Source organism: Streptomyces sp. PL-29, from assembly GCF_058344425.1.
Window position 1 is genome coordinate 2,660,001 of record NZ_CP136996.1, and the last position, 21,372, is coordinate 2,681,372.

Below are 21,372 nucleotides of genomic sequence, written 5' to 3' on the forward strand. Positions count from 1 at the left end.
GACCGACTGACCACAACGTCCTCGCTGTGTTTAATTGCCTGCCCGCACCCGAAGGCCGAACAGGACTTTTTCAAAGGAACCTCATCCACCGAAGTGGACGGGGTATCAACTTCTGGCGTTGATTTTTGGCACGCTGTTGAGTTCTCAAGGAACGGACGCTTCCTTTGTACTCACCCCAGCGACACTCACTGCGGCTTTCCTCCGGGCTTTCGTTCTGCTGTCTTGCGTTTCCGACTCTATCAGACTCTTTCGTGTCCGATTTCCTCGGCGCTTTCCAGGTTTCCGCTTTCGCGTTTCCCTTTCCGGCAGTTCCGACTCTATCAGAAGTTTTCCACCGGATTTCCCCGGCTTCGAATTCCTGAAATGGAAAGTCGGACGTACCCCGATTGGATCTTGAGGTCCATGGGGGTGAGAGAGAGTTTAAACCGTCGCTGCCGAACTTGTCCAGTTCGAGGCAACCGTTCGAATCTACCTCCCCGCTCGTTCCGTGTCAACGGCGTTTGCGGGACGACGAGGAGACTAGCAGCTCAGCAGGCTTGTACGCACATCAGGCGGCGGTCGGGAGCGTTGCCGTGCGGTCGGCGGCCGCGACGTCGCCGTGCTCGCCGGCGCGGGCGGCCCTGCCGCCCAGGACGAAGACGTAGAGCAGGAACGCCGCCTCGGCGGCCACGCCGATCGTGATGCGTGCCCAGGTCGGGAGGCCCGAGGGGGTGACGAAGCCTTCGATCAGACCGGAGACGAACAGGACCGCCGCGAGGCCGATGGCCATGCCGAGAGCCGCACGGCCCTGCTCGGCGAGGGCCGTGCGGCGGGTGCGGGGACCCGGGTCGATGACCGTCCAGCCCAGCCGCAGGCCGGTGCCCGCCGCCACGAAGACGGCGGTCAGTTCGAGCAGGCCGTGCGGCAGGATCAGGCCGAGGAAGACGTCGAGCCGGCCTGCGGAGGCCATCAGGCCGAGGCCCACCCCGAGGTTGGCCATGTTCAGGAAGAGGATCCACAGCACCGGGATCCCCAGGAAGGCTCCGAGGACGAGGCACATCGCAGCCGCCTGGGCGTTGTTCGTCCAGACCTGGGCGGCGAAGGAGCCCGCGGGGTTGCTGGAGTAGTACGTCTCGTACTCGCCGCCCGGCTCCGTGAGCTCCTTCAGGTGTTCGGGGGCCGCGATGGCGCCCTGGACCTCGGGGTGCGTCGCTATCCACCAGCCGATGAGGACGCCGAGCGCAGTGGAGAGCAGCGCCGTCGGTATCCACCAGCGGCGGCTGCGGTAGACCGCGGCCGGGAAGCCGACGGCGAAGAAGAGGGCGGCGTCGCGCCAGCTCGCGCGGCGGGTGCCCGTGACCGTGGCGCGGGCCCGGGCGACGAGCTGGGTGAGCCGGCCGGTGAGCATGGGGTCGGGGGCACTGGACTGGATGAGGGAGAGGTGCGTCGAGGTGCGCTGGTAGAGCGCGACGAGCTCGTCGGCCTCCTCGCCCGTGAGCTTGCGACCGCGGCCCAGGAGCTGCTCCAGGCGGGCCCACTCCGCGCGGTGTGCCGTGACGAAGACGTCGAGATCCATCCGGTGCGCTCCCCTGCCAGGCCCCCTGGCCGCTGCCTATTCCTAGTGTGGTCAGCTTGGCAGACTTGATGCGGTAGGGGCGGGGCAGGTCACGTGAGAGGTGCTGCGGTGAGCGAACTGGTGACGGGGGACGCGGTCGTCCTGGGGCTGCGGCCTGCGAGGCTGCCCAGCCGCGCGCTGGCCATCCTCCTGGACCTGGCCGTCTACGTCACCGCCTACGTGCTCATCGGGGTCGGGCTGACCATGGCGACGGCCTCGCTGGACCCGGCCGCCCAAGCCGCCGTCGCGGTGGCGAGCTTCGTGTTGCTGCTGGTCGGCATCCCGATCGCGGTGGAGACGCTGTCCCACGGGCGATCTCTGGGCAAGCTCGCCTGCGGGCTGCGGGTGGTGCGCGACGACGGCGGGCCGATCCGGTTCCGGCACGCGCTGGTGCGCGGCGCCCTCGGGGTGGTGGAGCTGCTGCTGACCTTCGGCGCGGTCGCGGCCATCGCCTCGCTGGTGTCGGTGCGCGGGCGGCGGCTCGGAGACGTCTTCGCGGGGACCCTGGTGGTTCGGGAGCGGGTGCCGGGAGCGCGGGTGATGCCGGTACCGGCGCCACCGCCGTGGCTGGCCGGGCGGTTCACCCAGCTGGACCTGTCAGCCGTGCCGGACGGGCTGTGGCTGGCGATCCGCCAGTACCTGACGCGGATGAACCAGCTGGATCCGCACGTGGGTGCGGCGATGGCGGCGCGGCTCGCGGACGACCTCGTGGCGCGTACGGGTGCGCCGCCGCCGGCAGGGGTGCCGGCCGCGGCCTTCCTGATGGCCGTGGTCCATGAGCGCCAGTCGCGCGATGCCGCCCGTGCCTTCCACGCGGCCTCCGCTGCCGCGGCCCCACCCGTCCCGTCGGCCGTGACCGGCTTCGGGCCGGTACCGACCGCTGCCGTGCCCCCGACGCCGGCCCCCTCCCCGACCCCGTACGTCACACCCGCGCCCGTGGCGCCGACGCCTCCCGCGGAGGTTCCGCGGGCCGGCGGGTTCGCTCCGCCCGCCTGAGGGCGGAGGGGTCATCACTCCTCGAAGGCCGAGGGCGGGGTTTCGAGGTGCTCCAGTTCGATGCCCGGGGCGGAGAGGACCACATCGCCGGCGATGTGGACGGTGTGGACCTCGCCGGTGTCCAGGGCCGTGACGCGGTACTCGTCCACCAGGAGCGGGCCGCTGTCCGTGGGGTGCTCCTCGCGGCCCACCAGGGCCCAGGCCTGGTCGACCGTACGCGGGGCCAGGACCGGGTCGGTGAGGGCGAGCAGCCGGACACGGGTGGCGGGCGCGCCGGGGGCCGGGCGCAGCAGCCGGGCCGTGGCGATCAGGAAGGCCGGAGACGTGCCGGTGAAGCCGGGGGCGGCGATGTTGCCCTCGGCGGCCTCGGTTCCGGTGGGGTCGGTGCGGACCCAGGTGACGCCGTCGAGGGCGGCTCCACGGACCTGCCAGCTCGCGGCGTTGACCTCCACGCGGATGGGCCGGCCGAGTTCGTCGATCGCGAGGTCGACGGAGCCGCGGTGCTCGCCGTCCGGGGCGGTCAGCTGGGAGACGTAGCGCCAGCCGGAGGGGCCGGGGGCGCAGTGGAAGTGCTCCTCGCCGAGCGGGGCGTGGTCGTGCGGGTCGTGGAGCGAGTATCGGCCGCGGGGCATGGTGCGCACACTTCTTCGGATCGGGGATACGGGGCAGGCCCCCGGCACGGGTGCCGGGGGCCTGCTTCAGGTCCGTCCGCCGCTGATCGGCTGGTGATCAGTAGCGGTAGTGGTCCGGCTTGTACGGGCCCTCGACCTTGACGCCGATGTAGGCGGCCTGCTCCGGGCGGAGGGTGGTGAGCTTGACGCCGAGGGCGTCGAGGTGCAGCCGGGCGACCTTCTCGTCGAGGTGCTTGGGGAGCACGTAGACGTCGGTCGGGTACTCCTCCGGCTTGGTGAAGAGCTCGATCTGGGCCAGGGTCTGGTCCGCGAAGGAGTTCGACATGACGAAGGACGGGTGGCCGGTCGCGTTGCCGAGGTTCAGCAGGCGGCCCTCGGACAGGACGATCAGGACCTTGCCGTCGGGGAACGTCCAGGTGTGGACCTGCGGCTTGACCTCGTCCTTGACGATGCCGTCGACCTTGGCCAGGCCGGCCATGTCGATCTCGTTGTCGAAGTGGCCGATGTTGCCGACGATGGCCTGGTGCTTCATCTTGGCCATGTCCGAGGCCATGATGATGTCCTTGTTGCCGGTCGTGGTGATGAAGATGTCGGCCGTCTCGACGACGTCGTCCAGCGTGGCGACCTGGTAGCCGTCCATGGCCGCCTGGAGGGCGCAGATCGGGTCGATCTCGGTGACGATGACGCGCGCGCCCTGGCCGCGGAGGGACTCGGCGCAGCCCTTGCCGACGTCGCCGTAGCCGAAGACGACGGCGACCTTGCCGCCGATGAGGACGTCCGTGGCGCGGTTGATGCCGTCGATCAGGGAGTGGCGGCAGCCGTACTTGTTGTCGAACTTCGACTTGGTGACGGCGTCGTTCACATTGATCGCCGGGAAGAGCAGGTCACCGGCCTGCATCATCTCGTAGAGACGGTGCACACCGGTGGTGGTCTCCTCGGTCACGCCGCGGATCTCGGACGCGAGCTGCGTCCACTTCTGCGGGTTCTCGCCGAGGGTGCGGTTCAGCAGGGTGAGGATGTGCGCGTACTCCTCGGAGTCCGCGGTGGACGGGTCCGGGGCTTCGCCGGCCTTTTCGAACTCGACGCCCTTGTGGACGAGGAGGGTGGCGTCACCACCGTCGTCGAGGATCATGTTCGGGCCGCCGGTGGAGGTGTTCGGCCAGGTCAGCGCCTGCTCCGTGCACCACCAGTACTCCTCCAGCGTCTCGCCCTTCCAGGCGAAGACCGGGACGCCCTGCGGGTTCTCCGGAGTGCCGTTCGGGCCCACCGCGATGGCGGCGGCAGCGTGGTCCTGGGTGGAGAAGATGTTGCAGGAGGCCCAGCGGACGTCGGCGCCGAGGGCGACGAGGGTCTCGATGAGCACGGCCGTCTGCACGGTCATGTGCAGCGAGCCGGTGATGCGGGCGCCGGCCAGGGGCTGCGCCTCGGCGTACTCCCGGCGGATCGACATCAGACCCGGCATCTCGTGCTCCGCCAGGGTGATCTCCTTGCGGCCGAAGGCGGCGAGGGAGAGGTCTGCGACCTTGAAGTCCATGGGTGCTGCTCCTCATGGTTCGAGAGGTGGGTACGGCTGTTCCGTGCGCCGTCCTGGGGACGGGACACCGGGCACAGTCCGTCGGGGGTCCTCTCTCCCCTCGGCCGGTCGCAGGGACCGCCCGACCCGCCATCAGCAGCGACGCCTGACACTGCCCACGAATCTACACCGATCGGCGGCGGCGGCCCCAGTCGGACGGAGAACTGGGCCGGCCCGGATGGCGTGGCGTCCGGTCTCACCCCCACCCGATGCGCCTTTTCGGCCAGACCGTAATCTTCCAGCCGTTCGTACTGGTGGGAGGGATGGGGGATTCATGGCACGCAGGCCTGGACGGCGTCGGGGGATCTGGGCGATCGCCCTGCTGGTGCTCGGCGTCATGCTGATCGCCGGTCCGCTGGCGTACATGCGCGTCCGGTTCACCCCGGTGAAGCAGTTCGGCGACAACATGCTGCCCACGATCCCCGTCGGGAGCTTGCTTCTGATGGAGAAGGACCACGGTGAGGTCCGGCGCGGTGACGTGGTCACCTACGACCCGGCCGAGTGGGGGTACGACGGCCCGTTCGTCGGACGTGTGGTGGCGCTGGGCGGGGACCACATCGCCTACACGATGGGCGACCGGACGCTGGCCCTCAACGGAAAGCCCCTCGACGAGCCGTACGTGCCCGATGGCGAAGCCGGGGCCGGCGGAGTGGGCTTCGCCGTCTCGGTGCCGCAGGGACGCATGTTCGTGCTGGGCGACAACCGCGGCAACTCCCAGGACTCCCGGTTCCATCCGGAACACCACCGGGGGACGCTGCCGCTGGCCGCGGTGACCGGGGTCGATTCCGGGATGCACGAGGAGTCCCCGCTGATGGTGGTCCTCGGCCTGCCCCTGTCCGCCGGGATCTGCCTCCTGCCTCTGTCACTCGGGCTGGGGATCGCCTCGCTCGTGGTCCGGCGGCGCAGGCCGGCCGAGTCGCCCGGGCCCGTCTGGGGCGCCACGCAGGTGGACGTGCCGTAGTCCCTGCACGTGCGCCGGAGGCCCCCGCGGGCTGCCCACGGGGGCCTCCGGCGCACGGACGGGAACCGCCCGGGACTACTTCGCGGCTTCGGGGCGGTAGATGTCCGGCTCCAGGTAGATCACCCGGGCGATCGGGACCGCCTCGCGGATGCGCGCTTCGGCGGCGTTGATCGCGTCCGCCACCTCGGCCGCGGTGTCGTTGCCCTCGACGGCGATCTTGGCCGCGACGAGGAGCTCTTCGGGGCCGAGGTGCAGGGTGCGCATGTGGATGACGCGGGTGACGACGTCCCCGTCGACGGCCGCGGCCTTGATCTTCTCGACCTCTTCGACGCCGGCGGCCTCACCGAGCAGCAGGGACTTGGTCTCCGCGGCCAGGACGATCGCGATGACGATGAGCAGGACGCCGATGCACAGGGTGCCGATGCCGTCCCAGACACCGTCGCCGGTCAGCAGGGCGAGGCCGACGCCGCCGAGGGCCAGGACCAGGCCGATGAGGGCGCCGAAGTCCTCCAGGAGGACGACCGGCAGTTCGGGGGCCTTGGCCCGCCGGATGAACTGGGTCCACGTGAGCTTGCCGCGGATCTCGTTGGATTCCTTGATGGCGGTACGGAAGGAGAAGGACTCGGCGATGATCGCGAAGACCAGGACGCCAACCGGCCAGTACCAGGCCTCGATCGGGTGCGGGTCGTGGATCTTCTCGTAGCCCTCGTAGATGGCGAACATGCCACCGACGGTGAAGAGCACGATGGACACGAGGAAGGCGTAGATGTAGCGCTCGCGCCCGTACCCGAAGGGGTGTTGCGGTGTCGCCTCGCGCTGGGCCTTCTTCCCTCCGAGCAGGAGCAGGCCCTGGTTCCCGGAGTCGGCCACCGAGTGGACGCTCTCCGCGAGCATCGACGACGAGCCGCTGAAGAGGAACGCCACGAATTTGGCTACAGCGATGGCGAGGTTGGCGGCGAGGGCCGCCACGATCGCCTTGGTACCGCCCGACGCGCTCATGGGTGCGGGGTGTCCTTCCTGGGCCGGTGACTACGGCCGCACATTGTTGCAGCCCCGGGCACCGACGCCGCGTCAGACGGCCACGGTGGCCCGGAAGACCGTTCCGTTTCCGACCAGTTCGACCTTTTCGCCCGCCGGTACGAAGGCCGATCCGCCCGGCGACAGGGCCAGTTCACCGGCCTGCACGGAGCCCGCCGTGCACAGCAGGATCTGCGGGGCGCCGTCCGGGAGCACCTGCGGGGTGCCACCGGGCGCGAGGAGGAAGCGGGAGAGCCGGAACTCGTCGACGGGGGCCTCGTAGACCTCCTCGCCGCCGTCCCCCTCGGGGCGCATGACGGTCGGGTCGCTCGGCTCGAACCTCACGATCTTCAGCAGCTCGGGCACGTCCACGTGCTTGGGGGTGAGACCGGCGCGCAGCACGTTGTCCGAGTTGGCCAGCAGTTCGACGCCGAGGCCGTCGAAGTAGGCGTGCGGAACCCCCGCGCCGAGGAACAGCGCCTCGCCGGGCTGGAGTCGGACGTGGTTGAGCAGCATCGCCGCGATGACGCCGGGGTCCCCCGGGTACTCGTGGACCAGGGCGGCGTACGTGGCGTACTCGCCGCCCAGGCGCTCGGCGGCGGCCGCGGTCTCGGCGACCGTACGGGCCATCTGCTCGCGGTCCGCGCTCAGTACGGCGGTCAGCACCTCGCGCAGCGCGGCCTCTTCGGGGTGCGCGCGCAGCAGGTCGGCGTACGGCTTGAGGGAGCCCACGCCCAGCCCTTCGAAGAGGTCCGCGGACGCCCGCGGGGAGCGGAAGCCGCACAGCCCCTCGAAGGTGGTGATCGCGCAGATCATCTCGGGCTTGTGGTGGGGGTCCTTGTAGTTGCGGTGCGCCGCGTCGATCGGGATGCCGCGCCGCTCCTCGTCCTCGAATCCCGCCTTCGCCTGGGTCTCGTCGGGGTGGACCTGGAGGGAGAGCGGAGCGCCGGCGGCGAGGATCTTGAAGAGGAAGGGCAGCCTGGGGCCGAACTTGGCCACGGTGGCGGCACCGAGCTCCCCCACGGGGTCGGCGGCGATGACCTCCGCGAGCGTCCTGACCCCGGCACCGCGGTCGACGCGCGACGGGGCGCCCGGGTGGGCTCCCATCCACAGCTCGGCCTGCGGCTCACCGGTGGGTTCGACACCGAGGAGCGCGGGCAGGGCCGTGGTGGATCCCCAGGCGTAGGGGCGGATCGTGTTGGTCAGGCGGTCCATCGTCGTCTTCCTGGAGAGATCCGGGCACGTGCGCGGTTGTCAGCCGTGTCCCCCGGACGCCAGCGCCAGGTAGGCGGTGGCGAAGTCCGTGACGGCGAGCAGCTCGGCGAGCTGCTCCAGCTCGGCGCCTTCCTCCGGTTCGAGCTCGCTGATCGCCGTGTCGTGGCTGAGGGCGAGCTCGCGTGCGGCGGGGGCGGCGGTGAGGCCGCCGGCCGGCCGGTCCCGCAGCAGAACGACACGGGCGCGAAGGGCCTGGGGCTCTTCGACCCGGTCCCGGAAGAAGTCGTCGGGGTCGGCACCTGCGGCGAAGTCGCCGGCGAGCAGGACACCGTGGGCGGGCAGTGCCTCGGGGAGCGCGGCGGCCAGCGCGGGGCGGCCGGCGAGCTCGGCGAGGGTGGCGGCGAAGCGGCGGCCGGCGGGGCCGGCGCCGGTTCCCTCGGTCCAGATGAGCGGCAGCGAGTCCGCGAGCTCGGCGGCGAGGGTCTTGGCCGGGTTGGAGTAGGTGGCAATGGCGGGCCCGCAGCGTTCGGCCGTCCGGTCGAGCCGGTCGGCGACGAGCTGGAGGGTGTCGGGGGCCGCGGTGATCAGGCCGACCTTGTCGAGGAGCAGCAGCAGGGGTGTCAGCAGGGCCCACAGGGCGCCCGGGCCCGCGGCTGCGGACTCGTCGAACTCCTGGTACGGGGCCTTGGCCATCGGTACGAGGAGGCCATGCGCGCCGTCCACCGCCTCGCTCAGCGGTGAGCGTTCGGGGGCGACGGCGACGACGGTGCAGCCGCGCCGGTAGGCCTGCTCGGCGAGCAGGGCGAGCCCGGGCTCGGTGCCGTCGGTGGTGGTCACCAGCAGCAGGTCGACGGACCCGGCCCAGCCGGGCAGGGACCAGCGCAGTGCCCCGGCGGCGTGGGCGACCCCGGTGGGGTCGAGGCGGATCACCGGCGCGGAGGCGCCGGCGAAAGCTCCGAGCAGGTCGGCGACCCCGGTGGCGGCGGTGCCGGGCCCGGCGATCAGGACCGCGCGCGGGCGGCCGTCGGGGCGCAGGGTGGCGATGCCCGCCTCGCTCGCGTGCCGGGCCGCCGTACGGACCCTGGCCCCGGCCTCGGCCGCGCCGCGGAGCAGGCCCCGTCGGTCGACGCGGGCGAGATCGTCCGGTGCGTCGAGGAGCGACTCGTCGAGCATGGCGGCCTCCGGCTGTTGGGTGACGGGAACCTGTCTGCGCGTGTTGCGGTGCGGGTGTCGTGCGGTGATCTGCGGATGGTGCGGTGGTGCCGGTCAGGCGGGTCGGCGGGCCTCGTCCACGAGCAGGACCGGGATGCCGTCGCGGACCGGGTAGGCGAGACCGCAGTCCTGGCCCGTGCAGAGCAGCTCGGGGGTCTCGTCGGCCGTCTTGTCCTCGAGGGGCGCGTGGCAGGCGGGGCAGGCCAGGATCTGCAGGAGGCCGGCTTCGAGCGGCATGGGGTGGGTTCCCTTCGGGGATGCGGGTGGGGCGTGGTCAGCGTACCGCTGGGGCTCCGCCGGTGCGGCTTGGGGCGGGCGGGGGTGGGAGGCCGGCTGCGCGGGGGCGCCGGGACCGCTGGGGCGGGTGTTGCGGATCTCCGCTCCGCCGGATCCGCGCCCCGGGGCCCGCCCGGCCGGGGTGGGGAGGGACTCAGGGCGGGGCCGGGGGTCCGGCTCGGGTCGGAGGGCGCGGGCCCGGGGGTCGGAAGGGGCCCGGCCCCCGGCAGGGCCCCCGGGCCGGGGGTCAGGCCCGGATCAGGGCCAGGGCCTCGTCCCGGACCCGGGACAGCGTGTCCACGTCACGAGCCTCAACGTTCAACCGCAGCAACGGCTCCGTGTTCGAAGCACGCACGTTGAACCACCACCCCGCACCCGTCACCGTCAAACCATCCAACTCATCCAGCTCCACACCCTCACGACCCGCGAACGCCTCCCGCACCGCAACCAACCGGCCCGCCTGGTCCGCCACCGTCGAATTGATCTCCCCCGACCCCTCATACCGGTCATACGACGCCACCAACTCCGACAACGGACCGTCCTGACCCCCCAGAGCCGCCAACACATGCAACGCCGCCAGCATCCCGTATCCGCGTTCCAGAAGTCCTTGAAGTAGTAGTGCGCCGAATGCTCACCACCGAAGATCGCACCCGTCCTCGCCATCTCCTCCTTGATGAAGGAATGACCCACCCGGGTACGCACCGGCGTCCCACCGCACTCCCGCACCACCTCCGGCACCGACCACGACGTGATCAGATTGTGGATCACCGTGCCCGACCCACCATGACGCGCCAGCTCACGCGACGCCACCAGAGCCGTGATCGCCGACGGCGACACACCCACACCACGCTCGTCCACGATGAAACAACGGTCCGCGTCCCCGTCGAAGGCGATCCCAGATCCGCACCCTCCGCCACCACCGCGCCTGCAGATCCACGATGTTCTTCGGATCCAACGGATTCGCCTCATGGTTCGGGAACGTCCCGTCCAGCTCGAAGTACATCTCCGTCACCTCCAACGGCAGACCCTCGAACACCGTCGGGACGGTGTGACCGCCCATGCCGTTACCCGCGTCCACAACCACCTTCAACGGACGGATCGACGCCAGATCCACCAAAGACCGCAGATGCTCCGCATACCCCTTCAGGGAGTCCCGCTCCGTCACCGTCCCCGGCACCGTCCCCGCCGGAACCTCCGGAACACCCCCGTCCAGCCACCCCTCCACCAACACCCGATCTGCGACAACCCCGTGTCCTGACCCACCCGGCCCGCACCCGCACGACACATCTTGATCCCGTTGTACCGCGCCGGATTATGCGACGCCGTGAACATCGCACCCGGCAGACCCATCGCACCCGACGCGTAATACAACTGATCCGTCGAACACAAACCGATCAACGTCACATCCACACCCGCGCCGCAGCACCCCGCAAAAGCCGCCGACAACCCCGGCGACGACGGACGCATGTCATGCCCCACCACGATCGCCGACCCACCCACGACCTCGACGAAAGCACCACCGAACAGCTCCGCCAGCGACTCGTCCCACTCGTCCGGCACAACGCCACGCACGTCATACGCCTTGACGATGTTCGAAAGATCTGCGGCCACTGCCTGCCCTCCTGAGGTTCTGTGCGGTTCGGCAAAACCTACCTTGAACCCACAGCTGTTCCGCAGATGGCCCGAGCGTCAGGAATCCGGCGATCTGAGGACGCGCAGGTGTCCGCGGCGGGTCTCGCCGGTGCTCTGGCCGCCCTTGCCGGACGTGCCGGATCCGCCGGGACCGGCCGGACGGGCCGGCGGGCGCGCGGCTTCGCGAACGGCGTTGGCCAGGGCTTCGAGGTCGTCGCCGCTGGGGCGCGACGGACCGGACCCGTCGGACAGACGGACGACCTCCCAGCCCCGCGGGGCCGTCAGGCGCTCCGAGTGCTCGGCGCACAGGTCGTAGCAGTGGGGTTCGGCGTATGTGGCGAGCGGGCCGAGAACTGCGGTCGAATCGGCGTAGACGTACGTCAGTGTCGCGACGGCAGGGCGGCCGCACGCGGTGCGCGAACAGCGACGTACAAGGCTCACGACGTTGGACGGTACCGCACTCTTGACCGGGCCGCGACGACTCCACCGCTGCTCACTCCCCCGTGTCGTGCTCGGAGCTACCCTGCGGGGGTGACGGACACGCCTCTTCCCCCCTGCCCCGCCGAGCCTCCCGCGGGGGTCCCCGTCGAGCCCAGAACGCGTCGGCGGGACCGGCACGGGCGCGGGATGCGCGGTCCGCTGGCCCCTCCCCAGGTACCCCTGGCGGCGAGCCGGGCGGAGCTGTTCGGGGATCTTGTGCGGGACTCCGTGGAGCGGTTGGAGCGGCGCTGGCCGCAGCTGTCCGAGGTGGAGTTCCTGGTCGGCGACGTGCCGGGGCCTCCGGGCGGTGCCGACGGCGGCTGGAACGACGAGGCGGTGCCGCTCGGTGCGGTGTCGGAGTCCCGGCCGGGACGGCCGGCCCGGATCATGGTCTTCCGGCGGCCGGTGGAGATCCGTACGAAGACGCGCGACGAGAAGGCGCTGCTGGTGCACGAGATCGTGGTGGAGCAGGTGGCGGAGCTGCTCGGACTCACTCCGGAGACGGTGGACCCCCGCTACGGCCAGGACTGATCCGGCCGCGGCGGGGTCCCGGCCCATCACCTGGTCAGGACGGAGAGGTCCTGCTCGGCCTCGGGGACCGACACCGTGGAGTGGTCGTCGGAGAGCGCCTGGACGGTGAACATCGCGATGCCGTCGTTCGGGAGGGAGAGGGTGCGGGCCGCGTGGACCGGGCCGCCCGAGAGGGTTTCGACGGTGAGGGCGTAGGAGCCCTTTCCGCCCGCGGGGGCCAGGGTCAGCGTCTGGGTGGTGCCTGCCTTGACCGTGACCTCCTGGGAGGCGGGCTCGCCTCCTGCGGTGCCCGGGGACGCCGTCACCCTGACCTTCGCATCAGCGCCCGGCGCGGTCAGCGACAGCAGGGTGGTGTTCTCCTCGGGCCGGTTGTCGGCCACGGTGGCCCGATCGCCGACCGGCCCGGTGGCCGGGATGAAGCCGAGCTCCTGCTTGGCGCCGCTGCCGCGGACCACTCGGACCGCGGCGACCAGCGGTGTGGTCTTCTTGGCGTCCGCCGGGGCCAGCAGCAGCGAGCCCGGCTCGCCCCGGGTCAGGTCCTTAAGGTCCATGACCGCCGTCATGCCCGCCTTGACGTGCAGCTGCTCACTGCCCGCCGGGCTGATGGCGCCGCCCGGTCCGGCCAGGCGCAGCTTCAGGTCCGCGTCCTCCTCGCCGGGCACGAAGGCGACCAGCCGTACGGAGGCGGCGTCCGCCGGGATGCCGGGCAGCACCAGCGAGCCCGCCGGGTCGGTGGAGGCGGGCAGCCAGTCGGCGCCGACGCTCTCCTCGGAGACCTGCACGGAGGCGCCCACCCGACCGGCCCGGGTCGTCACGTGGGCGGTGGCGTCGGCGAGCTGGGTGGCCGGGAGGAGGGAGGAGAGCAGGACGGTCTTGGTGGACTTCGGGTCGACGCGGATGTTCTCGCCGGCGCCCGCGTCGGTCTTGGCCGCACCGTCGGGGCCGAAGAGCGCGATGTCGACGACGGCGGCCGCGTCGTCGGGGTTGGTGAGGTGGACGTAGTCCTCGCGCCCCTTGGCGGTGCTGACCCCGGGGAACCAGAAGTCGGTGCCGGGCTCCGTGCAGCCGACGCCGAGCAGGCCCCGGGCCCGGCCGACCGAGATCCTGGTGGTCAGCTGGGCCGTCCAGCCGGGGGCGAGGACCCCGTCGGCGCTGCCGGTGAGTGCGGGGGCGTCGGCACCACTGGCCGTGGCGCCGACCGGCTTGCCGGGCTCTTTGGGTTCCAGGACGGGTTTGGCGTCCTTGGTCGCGCCGAGCAGCCGGGCCGAGCCCTTGCCCTGGCCGGCGGGGGAACCCGGCGTGAAGGAGGTGTACGTGGTCTCGGCGATGTCCGAGGAGCTGGGCCCCGGGCACACCAGGAGGGATCGCTCGACCGGCATCCGGGCCGAGGCCGCCGCCTTGGCGTCGGGGGCCCCGCCCGCGGGGGCGGGCGCGGTGAGGGCGGCCGCGCCGGTGAGGGCGGCCAGTGCCGCGACCACGGCCGCCAGCGTCAGGGGTGCGCGCTGCTTCACTGCTGGGGGCTCCCGTCGGGACGCGGGTCGTGCTGTGCGTGGACGTCGTGCGGTGGGTACTGCTCGTGGGGCTCGTACGGGTAGGGGTACTGCTGTGGGTGGTGCTGCGGGTAGGGGGTCTCGTAGGCGGCGCTGTCCTGCTGCTGGTCGTACCCGGGGTACTGCTCGTACGGGTACTGCTCCTGGGGCTGCTGGGGCTGCTGGGGCTCGTACGCGTAGCCGCTCGGGTCTCCGTAGGCCTGATAGGCATAGGAGTCCTCGCCGTACGCCGGCTGCGCGGGAATCTGGGCGTAGGGGTCGGCGGCGGCCGCGGTCTCCACCGGTCCGGGGGCGGTGTCCGCCTCGGCCTCGGCGCGGAGCCTGCGGGCGCGGCGGCCCTCCGAGGCTTCGCCGGGGCCGGGCCCCGAGGCGGTCGCGACCTCCTCCTCGGGCAGGTCGTCGTCGAGCTCGGCCCGTCGGCCGGGCAGAGCCATGACCAGCAGGACCAGGGCGAGCAGGCCCTGGGTCCAGTTCCAGGCGGTCCGCAGCAGGGACGTCTCGTGGACGAGGTCGAGGCTGCCTCCGCCGGCGGGGAGCTCGAAGCCCTGGGCCCAGCCGTCGAGGGTCTTCGACGCGAGCGGCTTGCCGTCGAGGGTGGCCTGCCAGCCGCCGTCGGCCCGGTCGGCGATGCGCAGGACGCGGCCCGCCTCGCCCGCGGGGATCTTGCCGTGAACCTCGACGGGGCCCGCGGCGACCGGAATCGGGGCCTCGCCCGGCTGGGCGGAGACGATGACGGCGCGCGGCAGCCAGGGCTCGACGCCCCACAGCGCGGTGCCGTCCTGCTGGTGGCGGCGGCTCAGGCCCGGGGTGGCGTCGAGGACCCGGCGGATCTCCTCGGGACCGCCGGGGCGGAACATCACGAAGCGGATGGCATAGGCGCTGAGCTGGCTGGACTGGTCGGCGCCGGAGCCTGCGACGAGGTTGGAGACGACCTTGTCGAGCCGGGGGTCGTCGCCGGTCCGGGCGGCGATCTCGGCGTCGCCGAGGCGGCCGCCCGGGCCGCGGACGAGGCTGTAGGAGACCTTGGCGGGGCCGTCGAGGTCGAGGAGCAGGGTGCGGGTCTGGTTGTCGTCGTCGCCGGCGTCGGCGACGAAGGCCGGTACCTGCACCGGGTCGCGCCGCTGGAGCGGGCCGTCGGCGCCGGCGAGCGTCCAGGTGGCCGCGGCGATCAGCGGGCCCGCGGCGGCGGCGAGGGCGATCAGCGCGGCCAGTGGCTGGCGCCAGCCGAAGTTGCGGGCGGCGACGCGGTCCTTGGCGCCGTCCGCGCCGACCATGGCGGCAGCGAGGAGGGCGGCCCCGTACACGAGGGTGGCCGGTCCGGCCCAGGCGGTGCGGTTGGCGAGGACCGCAAGGAGGAGGGCGGCCAGGGCGGTGGCCCAGGCGGTGCGGACGGCGAACTGCCGGTCGGCGCGGAGCAGGGCGGCCAGGGCGGCCAGGACGATGCCGGCGAGGATCAGGCGCGCGCCGGTGCCGGGACCGCCGGGGCTGATGCCGAGCAGGTCCAGCGCGCCCGCGGAGCCGGCTCCGTAGGGCAGTCCGGCCTCCTGGAGGAGGCGGCCCGGGTGGGTGAGCAGGCCGAGCGACCAGGGGGCGAGGACGACGAGGGGGACGGTGAGGGTGGCGAGCAGCCGCAGGCCGTACGTCTTCCACTGCGCGCGGCGCAGGACGAGCGCGGCGGCGCCGAGGAGGACGGCGAGCGGCCAGACGGCCGGGGTGAAGGCGGTGGCGAGGGTCAGCAGGAGCGTGTAGGTCCACACCGCGCGCCAGCCGCCCCGCTGTTCGGCGGTGGCCGCCGGCTCGCCGAGGCCGAAGGCGGCGATCGCGGAGCGGGCGATGAGGGGGAGCACGAGGGCGAGGACGGCGGTGCCGAGGCGGCCGCCGGCGAGGGCGCCGGTGACGGCGGGGAGGAAGGCGTAGGCGGTGGCGGCCCAGGCGCGCAGCAGCCGGGACTCGACGAGCGGCCGGGAGGCGAAGTAGGCGGTGAGGCCGGCCAGCGGGACGGAGCCGACGAGCAGGAGGGTCAGGGCGGCCTGGGTGGAGCCGAGGAGCAGGGTGGAGAGGGCGCCGAGGACGGCGAGGTAGGGCGGGGCGGCGGCGGTGGAGCCGGTGCCCACGGGGTGCCAGCCGTCGGTGTGGATGCTCCACAGGTCCAGGCCGCCGGCGGGGGCGGGCAGCAGGGCGCCGCCCATGAGGGATCCTCCGCCGATCAGGGCGCGGCAGGCGGCGAGGGAGACCAGGAGGAGGAGGCCGAAGAGGAGGGGCGCCGGGTTGCGGGCGATCCGCTTGAGGCGCGCGAAGCGCTCGGTCTCCTCGTAGGGGCCGTCCTCGCCGGGCGCGTTCAGGATGCTGCCGCCACCGTGCCGGCCGGCGGGGGCGGCGGCGGTGTGGCGGTCGCCGCCGAAGTAGCCGGCGAGCTGGTCGGCGTTGGCCCGCAGGGAGGCTCCCGGCGGGGGGAAGAGCCGGCGCAGTTCGGAGGCGGGGACGGCGGGGCGGCGGCGGGCCCTGCGGGCGGCGAGGAGGCGGCCGGGGCGCAGCAGTGTGGCGAGGAGGCCGGTGATCTCGTCGACGGCCTGGCCGGGGGCCTTGCCGACGAGGTAGGCGAGGGTACGCAGCACGGTGCCGAACAGGACGCGCAGCAGGACGTAGGGCAGGGCGCGGCCGGAGCTGTTGGCGAGGATCGTGTAGACGGCGCCGGCCTTGTCGACGCGGTGCGGGCTGGCGGTGGTGCGGCCGGCGCAGTCGACGGTGCGGCGTTCGCGGGCGGAGGCCTCGGCATGGCGCAGGACGGCGTCCGGGGCGACCAGGACGGTGTGGCCGGCGCTCTGGGCGCGCCAGCACAGGTCGACGTCGTCGCGCATGAGGGGCAGGCGCCGGTCGAAGCCGCCGAGCTCTTCGTAGACGTCGCGGCGCACGAGCATGCCGGCGGTGGACACGGACAGGACGGGGCGGACCTGGTCGTGCTGGCCCTGGTCCTGTTCGCGGCGGTCGAGCCCGGTCCAGCGGCGGCCGCTGCGGGCGATGGTGACGCCGGCTTCGAGGAGCTGCTTGTTGTCGTACCAGCCGCGGAGCTTGGGGCCGATGATCGCGGCGTCGGGGTTCTCGTCGGCGACGCGGAGCAGTTCGGCGAGGGCGTCGGGTTCGGGGGCGCTGTCGTCGTGGAGGAGCCAGAGCCACTGGACGGGTTCGCCGTGGGGCAGGTCGGGGAGGTCGTAGGCGTCGTCGCGCCAGGTGCGGCTGACCGGGTCCCAGCCGCTGGGGCGCTTGAGGTACGGGAGGTCCTCGGGGGTCAGGGTGCCGGCGGTGCGGGCGGATTCGTCGACGGCGGTGCCGAATCCGGTGCGGCGGGCGAGGTGCAGGACGCGGTCGTCGCCGAGGGCCTCGGTGAGCAGCCGGGCGGAGTCGTCGGCGCTGCCGGTGTCGGCGGCGACGTGGCTCTGGGCGGGGCGTTCCTGGCCGAGGAGGCCGGCGAGCGTCCGGGGCAGCCAGCGGGCGCCGTCGTGGGCCACGAGGACCGCGGTGACGACGTGCCGGGGGAACTCGGGTGTGACGGGCGCCTGGTAGGAGGCCGTCGACTGGCTGTGCAGGGACATCGCGGTACGGGCCCTCCGGCCGGGGGTCCGGGGGTGGTGTGCCCTCGGAGGCTGCTGGACAGCGCCCCACCCTAACGGCTGCCACAGCAGCGGTCCGCCTCCTGCGGGGAAGGTGCAGGAGGCGGACCGTGTGCGGTGCTCTGTGTTCGGCCGTGCGTCGCGTTCGACGCCGTGCTCCGATGTTCGGATATGTCGTGCGGGGTACTGCGGGTGCCGGGCCGGTGGGGCTCCGGCGGTGTCAGACGGCCGCCTTTTTCAGGCGGCGGCGCTCGCGCTCGGACAGGCCGCCCCAGATACCGAATCGCTCGTCGTTGGCGAGGGCGTACTCAAGGCATTCGGAGCGGACCTCACAGGCGAGGCAGACCTTCTTGGCCTCGCGGGTGGAGCCGCCCTTCTCGGGAAAGAAGGATTCGGGGTCGGTCTGGGCGCACAGGGCGCGCTCCTGCCATCCGAGCTCCTCGTCCGCTTCCTCGACCAGCAGTTCCTGAAACAGCTCGGTCATGTGCGCCCCTCGCTCTGTTGGTGCGTCCCCGTGGTCACGTCGTCACTCATAGCTACGTAACGACACGAGTGAAATTACAAGTGCGTGGCTCCGGGGCAGTCAAGCCGGGATCTGCTATCGGGCCCCTTATTCACTCTGCGGAACCAAGCCTATGCAGAAAGTGTTCATATCGCCAAAAATCGTGACACATGCCATCGGCGCCATCAGATGTCACCTTCACCCGTAATGCACGCGCCACCCCGACACGAGGTTGCGGCGCATCCCGAAGAGCGGCGCAGATCACATTCAGGTCACGACATGGCCGGATCAGGTTTGACTTCCGATGCAGCGCCGCATGCCCCGCCGCCGACTGCACAAACCTTTCTCCATGCGCGACAACCGGATGAGGTGAAACTTTTCCCCCAAACCAGACATTGAGTTGACAGCCGGACCCCTCACCCGTTCTCCTTATTCGCATGTCAGCGCCCGCAGCCACCACCCGGACCCCCATTCGTGGGTTCCTGTGCGCTGCCCAGGTTCGCTGCTGCTGTTGCTGCTGTTGATGCCCGTGGAGCCCCGGCTCCCCAGAGCTCCAGCCCTCCCCCCCACAGCAACCGCCAGCACAACTGACATCCGTCGAGGTACACCCCGATGAACAGCACCACCACCAGCACGACCGCCGCCCCCGCGACCGTCGAAAGCGACCTGCAGATCGCCGGCGACATCCTCGCCGTCCAGCACCTCCTCCAGCCGGCCCGCGAACATCCGGCCACCGTCGCCGAGTTCGTCGGCCTGGCCCGCTCCATCGCCGAGGACCGCGCCTCCTGGCAGCACCTCGTCCAGTACGACGCCACCACCCGCTGGTACCACCGGCTGCGCACCGGCCCCGGCTACGAGGTCTGGCTGCTCAGCTGGGTCCCCGGCCAGGGAAGCGGCCTGCACGACCACGGCGCCTCCTCCGGCGTCCTGACGGTCCTGGAGGGCGAGCTCACCGAACACACCTCCCGCGGACGGCTCACCCACCGCGCCGGCGGCCAGCGCGTCTTCGCCCCCGGCTACACCCACGAGGTCGTCAACGACACCCTCGAAGGCGCGGTCAGCCTGCACGTCTACTTCCCCGGGCTCACCCAGATGCCGATGCACAACTGCTCCCCGGCCGCGTCCGCGTCCGAGTCCGAGTCCGTCCCCGCCTGAGCACGACCGGCCCGCGGCTCCCACCCGCCGCCCGACCACCACCCCTCCCATGACAGCCTTCGGCTGACAGTCCCACCCGCCGCCCGACCACCACCCCTCGCATGACAGCCTTCGGCTGACAGTCCCACCCGCCGCCCGACCACCACCCCTCGCATGACAGCCTTCGGCTGACAGACTGTCTGCATGCGCATTGTTGTTCTGGCCGGCGGTATAGGCGGCGCCCGGTTCCTTCGCGGACTCAAGTCGGCGGTGCCCGACGCGGACATCACGGTCATCGGCAACACCGGTGACGACATTCACCTCTTCGGGCTCAAGGTCTGCCCCGACCTGGACACGGTGATGTACACCCTCGGCGGTGGCATCAACGAGGACCAGGGGTGGGGCCGCACCGACGAGTCCTTCACCGTCAAGGAGGAGCTCGCCGCCTACGGGGTCGGACCCACCTGGTTCGGCCTCGGGGACCGCGACTTCGCCACCCACATCGTCCGCACGCAGATGCTCGGCGCCGGCTACCCGCTCAGTGCCGTCACCGAGGCACTCTGCGACCGCTGGCAGCCCGGGGTGCGGCTGCTGCCGATGTCCGACGACCGCGTCGAGACCCACGTCGCGATCACCGAGGCCGGAACGGGCGAGCGCCGGGTCATCCACTTCCAGGAGTACTGGGTCCGGCTGCGCGCCTCGGTGGACGCGGAGGCCGTCGTACCCGTGGGAGCCGAGCAGGCCAAGCCCGCGCCCGGCGTGCTGGAGGCCATCGCCGCGGCCGACGTGATCGTCTTCCCGCCGTCCAACCCCGTGGTCTCGGTCGGCACGATCCTCGCCGTGCCCGGCATCCGGGACGCCGTCGCCGCCGCCCGGGCCCCCGTCGTGGGCCTCTCCCCCATCGTCGGCGGCGCGCCCGTGCGCGGGATGGCCGACAAGGTGCTCGCCGCGGTGGGCGTCGAGTCCACCGCCGCCGCGGTCGCCCTGCACTACGGGACCGAACTGCTCGACGCCTGGCTCGTCGACACCTCCGACGCGGACGCCGTCGCCGAGGTCGAGGCGGCCGGCATCACCTGCCGCGCGGTGCCGCTGATGATGACCGACCTGGCGGCCACCGCCGTGATGGCCCGGGCCGCGCTGGAGCTGGCGGAGGCCTCCCGGTGACGGCGGCCCCCTCGTACGAGGTGCGGGCCGTCGACGGGATACCGGAGGTCAGGCCGGGCGACGACCTGGCCAAGCTGATCACGACGGCCGCCCCCGATCTGTGCGACGGCGACGTCCTGCTCGTCACCTCGAAGATCGTGTCCAAGGCCGAGGGGCGGATCGTACGGGCGGAGTCGCGCGAGGCCGCCGTCGACGCGGAAACCGTACGGGTGGTCGCGCGGCGGGGCACCCTGCGGATCGTCGAGAACCGGCAGGGCCTGGTGATGGCCGCGGCCGGTGTGGACGCCTCCAACACCGCCCCCGGCACCGTGCTGTTGCTCCCGGAGGATCCGGACGCCTCGGCCGCCGCGATCCGCGCCGGAGTGCGCGACGCGCTCTGCGTGGACGTGGGCGTGGTCGTCACGGACACCTTCGGGCGGCCGTGGCGCAACGGGCTGACGGACGTCGCCATCGGCTCGGCCGGCGTGCGGGTCCTGGACGACCTGCGCGGCGCCACCGACGCCCACGGCAACCCGCTCAGCGCGACCGTGGTGGCGACGGCGGACGAGCTCGCCGCCGCCGGCGATCTGGTCAAGGGCAAGGCCGCCGGCCTGCCGGTGGCCGTCGTGCGCGGACTGGCGCACGTCCTGGGCGAGGGGGCGACGGCGCGGGACCTGGTGCGCACGCCGGCCGACGACATGTTCCGGCTGGGCACCTCGGAGGCGGTACGGGAAGCCGTGACGCAGCGCCGCACCGTACGGGCCTTCACGGCGGAGCCGGTGGACCCGGGCGCGGTGCGGCGGGCGGTGGCGGCGGCCGTGACCGCCCCGGCACCCCACCACACGACGCCGTGGCGGTTCGTGCTGCTGGAGTCCGAGCCCGCACGGCTGCGGTTGCTCGACGCGATGCGCGACGCATGGATCGCGGACCTGCGGTCGGACGGCAGGTCCGAGGAGTCCATCGCGAAGCGGGTGCGGCGCGGGGACGTGCTGCGGGCCGCCCCGTACCTGGTGGTGCCGTGTCTGGTGATGGACGGGGCGCACCACTACGGGCACGCCCGGCGGGACGCCGCTGAGCGGGAGATGTTCGTGGTGGCCATGGGCGCCGGCGTGCAGAACCTGCTGGTCGCGCTGGCCGGTGAGCGGCTGGGATCGGCGTGGGTGTCCTCGACCATGTTCTGCCGGGACGTGGTGCGGGAGGTCCTGGAGCTGCCGCCGGACTGGGATCCGATGGGGGCGGTGGCGGTGGGCCACCCGGCGGCGGCCCCGCCGCAGCGGCCGAGCCGCTCCGCGGAGGACTTCGTCGCGGTCCGCTGA

General features: G+C 72.3%; 17 protein-coding genes and 1 pseudogene. 6 read left to right on the top strand and 12 right to left on the bottom strand.

What is annotated here, in order from left to right; genetic code table 11:
- Window positions 1-547: 547 nt before the first annotated feature.
- Window positions 548-1,555, bottom strand: a complete 1,008-nt coding sequence (locus R4Z63_RS12125; protein WP_037925346.1) for a stage II sporulation protein M — start codon at window positions 1,553-1,555, stop codon at window positions 548-550.
- A gap of 108 nt (window positions 1,556-1,663) precedes the next feature.
- Between R4Z63_RS12125 and R4Z63_RS12130 the strand changes: the two genes are divergently transcribed.
- Window positions 1,664-2,590: an RDD family protein gene (locus R4Z63_RS12130; RefSeq protein ID WP_052031129.1), complete on the top strand. Its 927-nt coding sequence runs from the start codon at window positions 1,664-1,666 to the stop codon at window positions 2,588-2,590.
- 14 nt (window positions 2,591-2,604) lie between these two features.
- Here R4Z63_RS12130 and R4Z63_RS12135 read toward each other — a convergent pair whose 3' ends face one another.
- Both R4Z63_RS12135 and ahcY read right to left on the bottom strand, forming a co-directional pair.
- Window positions 2,605-3,222 carry a hypothetical protein gene (locus R4Z63_RS12135; RefSeq protein ID WP_384456432.1) on the bottom strand — a complete coding sequence of 206 codons (618 nt, stop codon included), beginning with the start codon at window positions 3,220-3,222 and terminating at the stop codon, window positions 2,605-2,607.
- Window positions 3,223-3,319: 97 nt separating this feature from the next.
- A complete protein-coding gene (gene ahcY, locus R4Z63_RS12140) occupies window positions 3,320-4,756 on the bottom strand; it encodes an adenosylhomocysteinase (RefSeq protein ID WP_037925342.1) in 1,437 nt (478 codons plus the stop codon).
- Window positions 4,757-5,069: 313 nt separating this feature from the next.
- On the opposite strand from ahcY, the gene lepB reads away from it, so the two are divergent.
- Window positions 5,070-5,756 carry a signal peptidase I gene (gene lepB, locus R4Z63_RS12145; RefSeq protein WP_384456434.1) on the top strand — a complete coding sequence of 229 codons (687 nt, stop codon included), beginning with the start codon at window positions 5,070-5,072 and terminating at the stop codon, window positions 5,754-5,756.
- Window positions 5,757-5,831: 75 nt separating this feature from the next.
- Here lepB and R4Z63_RS12150 read toward each other — a convergent pair whose 3' ends face one another.
- The 6 genes and pseudogenes from R4Z63_RS12150 to R4Z63_RS12175 all read right to left on the bottom strand — a co-directional run bounded on the left by R4Z63_RS12150 (window position 5,832) and on the right by R4Z63_RS12175 (window position 11,549).
- Window positions 5,832-6,755, bottom strand: a complete 924-nt coding sequence (locus R4Z63_RS12150) for a cation diffusion facilitator family transporter (RefSeq protein WP_037925340.1) — start codon at window positions 6,753-6,755, stop codon at window positions 5,832-5,834.
- Between the two features lie 72 nt (window positions 6,756-6,827).
- Window positions 6,828-7,988 carry a mannose-6-phosphate isomerase, class I gene (gene manA, locus R4Z63_RS12155; RefSeq protein ID WP_384456438.1) on the bottom strand — a complete coding sequence of 387 codons (1,161 nt, stop codon included), beginning with the start codon at window positions 7,986-7,988 and terminating at the stop codon, window positions 6,828-6,830.
- Window positions 7,989-8,027: 39 nt separating this feature from the next.
- A complete protein-coding gene (locus R4Z63_RS12160; protein WP_384456440.1) occupies window positions 8,028-9,161 on the bottom strand; it encodes an SIS domain-containing protein in 1,134 nt (377 codons plus the stop codon).
- A gap of 93 nt (window positions 9,162-9,254) precedes the next feature.
- Window positions 9,255-9,437, bottom strand: coding sequence for a Trm112 family protein (locus R4Z63_RS12165; protein WP_037925335.1), 183 nt, complete (start codon window positions 9,435-9,437; stop codon window positions 9,255-9,257).
- Window positions 9,438-9,723: 286 nt separating this feature from the next.
- Window positions 9,724-11,087: pseudogene (locus R4Z63_RS12170) on the bottom strand (phosphomannomutase/phosphoglucomutase).
- 78 nt (window positions 11,088-11,165) lie between these two features.
- Window positions 11,166-11,549, bottom strand: coding sequence for a DUF3499 domain-containing protein (locus R4Z63_RS12175; RefSeq protein WP_384447903.1), 384 nt, complete (start codon window positions 11,547-11,549; stop codon window positions 11,166-11,168).
- A gap of 90 nt (window positions 11,550-11,639) precedes the next feature.
- On the opposite strand from R4Z63_RS12175, the gene R4Z63_RS12180 reads away from it, so the two are divergent.
- Window positions 11,640-12,119, top strand: coding sequence for a metallopeptidase family protein (locus R4Z63_RS12180; RefSeq protein ID WP_370466515.1), 480 nt, complete (start codon window positions 11,640-11,642; stop codon window positions 12,117-12,119).
- Between the two features lie 26 nt (window positions 12,120-12,145).
- On the opposite strand, the gene R4Z63_RS12185 is transcribed toward R4Z63_RS12180, so the two are convergent.
- From R4Z63_RS12185 to R4Z63_RS12195, 3 genes are all read right to left on the bottom strand, one after another.
- Entirely contained in the window at window positions 12,146-13,630 is a 1,485-nt protein-coding gene (locus tag R4Z63_RS12185; protein WP_037925329.1) for a DUF5719 family protein, read from the bottom strand.
- Window positions 13,627-17,259: a glycosyltransferase gene (locus R4Z63_RS12190; protein ID WP_384447907.1), complete on the bottom strand. Its 3,633-nt coding sequence runs from the start codon at window positions 17,257-17,259 to the stop codon at window positions 13,627-13,629. The genes R4Z63_RS12185 and R4Z63_RS12190 overlap by 4 nt, the downstream gene beginning before the upstream one ends.
- A gap of 238 nt (window positions 17,260-17,497) precedes the next feature.
- Window positions 17,498-17,761, bottom strand: a complete 264-nt coding sequence (locus R4Z63_RS12195; protein ID WP_003983763.1) for a WhiB family transcriptional regulator — start codon at window positions 17,759-17,761, stop codon at window positions 17,498-17,500.
- A gap of 630 nt (window positions 17,762-18,391) precedes the next feature.
- Here R4Z63_RS12195 and R4Z63_RS12200 point away from each other — a divergent pair.
- The 3 genes from R4Z63_RS12200 to R4Z63_RS12210 all read left to right on the top strand — a co-directional run bounded on the left by R4Z63_RS12200 (window position 18,392) and on the right by R4Z63_RS12210 (window position 21,372).
- Window positions 18,392-18,934: a cysteine dioxygenase gene (locus R4Z63_RS12200; RefSeq protein ID WP_384447910.1), complete on the top strand. Its 543-nt coding sequence runs from the start codon at window positions 18,392-18,394 to the stop codon at window positions 18,932-18,934.
- A 183-nt stretch (window positions 18,935-19,117) separates the two neighbouring features.
- The gene (gene cofD, locus R4Z63_RS12205) at window positions 19,118-20,077 is read left to right on the top strand and encodes a 2-phospho-L-lactate transferase (protein ID WP_037925326.1); all 960 of its coding nucleotides are present in this window, start codon (window positions 19,118-19,120) and stop codon (window positions 20,075-20,077) included.
- Window positions 20,074-21,372, top strand: coding sequence for a coenzyme F420-0:L-glutamate ligase (locus R4Z63_RS12210; protein WP_384447913.1), 1,299 nt, complete (start codon window positions 20,074-20,076; stop codon window positions 21,370-21,372). The genes cofD and R4Z63_RS12210 overlap by 4 nt, the downstream gene beginning before the upstream one ends.

Excerpts from the sequence above, each read along its gene's own strand:
- R4Z63_RS12125 (WP_037925346.1), bottom strand. The coding sequence starts at position 1,555 with ATGGATCTCGACGTCTTCGTCACGGCACACCGCGCGGAGTGGGCCCGC.
- R4Z63_RS12135 (WP_384456432.1), bottom strand. The coding sequence starts at position 3,222 with ATGCCCCGCGGCCGATACTCGCTCCACGACCCGCACGACCACGCCCCG.
- ahcY (WP_037925342.1), bottom strand. The coding sequence starts at position 4,756 with ATGGACTTCAAGGTCGCAGACCTCTCCCTCGCCGCCTTCGGCCGCAAG.
- lepB (WP_384456434.1), top strand. The coding sequence starts at position 5,070 with ATGGCACGCAGGCCTGGACGGCGTCGGGGGATCTGGGCGATCGCCCTG.
- R4Z63_RS12150 (WP_037925340.1), bottom strand. The coding sequence starts at position 6,755 with ATGAGCGCGTCGGGCGGTACCAAGGCGATCGTGGCGGCCCTCGCCGCC.
- manA (WP_384456438.1), bottom strand. The coding sequence starts at position 7,988 with ATGGACCGCCTGACCAACACGATCCGCCCCTACGCCTGGGGATCCACC.
- R4Z63_RS12160 (WP_384456440.1), bottom strand. The coding sequence starts at position 9,161 with ATGCTCGACGAGTCGCTCCTCGACGCACCGGACGATCTCGCCCGCGTC.
- R4Z63_RS12165 (WP_037925335.1), bottom strand. The coding sequence starts at position 9,437 with ATGCCGCTCGAAGCCGGCCTCCTGCAGATCCTGGCCTGCCCCGCCTGC.
- R4Z63_RS12190 (WP_384447907.1), bottom strand. The coding sequence starts at position 17,259 with ATGTCCCTGCACAGCCAGTCGACGGCCTCCTACCAGGCGCCCGTCACA.
- R4Z63_RS12195 (WP_003983763.1), bottom strand. The coding sequence starts at position 17,761 with ATGACCGAGCTGTTTCAGGAACTGCTGGTCGAGGAAGCGGACGAGGAG.
- R4Z63_RS12200 (WP_384447910.1), top strand. The coding sequence starts at position 18,392 with ATGAACAGCACCACCACCAGCACGACCGCCGCCCCCGCGACCGTCGAA.
- cofD (WP_037925326.1), top strand. The coding sequence starts at position 19,118 with ATGCGCATTGTTGTTCTGGCCGGCGGTATAGGCGGCGCCCGGTTCCTT.